The 478-nt window shown below is 47.7% G+C and carries 1 pseudogene; it reads left to right on the top strand.

Annotated features, from left to right (window positions below):
• Positions 1 to 478, top strand: a pseudogene (locus PGR74_RS14065) (Gldg family protein); the annotation flags it as partial.

The raw sequence follows: 478 nt of genomic DNA, 5'->3' as shown, positions 1-478 counted from the left end.
CAAAAAAGTTACGATTTGCGTCGTTTCCGTCAGTATCTTCGTTTTAAACCGGATATCACGATGAAGTACGTTTATTATTACGATTCGGTAAAAAACATGAAGAACCTGGAAAAGAGGTACCCGAACATGACCTTCGACCAGATGGTGAAGAGGACGCTTGAATCCACCGGCTTGGACACGACGAAGGTATTGAAGCCGGAACAGATTCGTGCACGAATTGATTTGTCCGGTGAGTACAATCGTTTCGTTCGTTTGTTGGAGAGGGAGAACGGTCAAAAGACCTTCTTGCGGGTGTTCGATGACATGATAATCTTCCCCGGGGAAACGGAGATCTCGGCCGCTTTCAAACGTATCGTGATGAAGTTGCCTAAGGTGGGCTTTTTGACGGGTCACGGTGAGCGTAACACGGAACGGGAGGGAGACCGGGATTATAACGCGTTCACGCAAGACAAGCCATTCCGTTACTCTTTGATCAACC

The sequence above is a fragment of the Sanguibacteroides sp. AM78-02pH3A genome (genome assembly GCF_027666085.1).
Classification (GTDB): domain Bacteria; phylum Bacteroidota; class Bacteroidia; order Bacteroidales; family Marinifilaceae; genus Gabonibacter; species Gabonibacter massiliensis.
The sequence above is the reverse complement of the archived record's forward strand: the minus strand, read 5'-3'. Positions and strand labels throughout refer to the sequence as shown.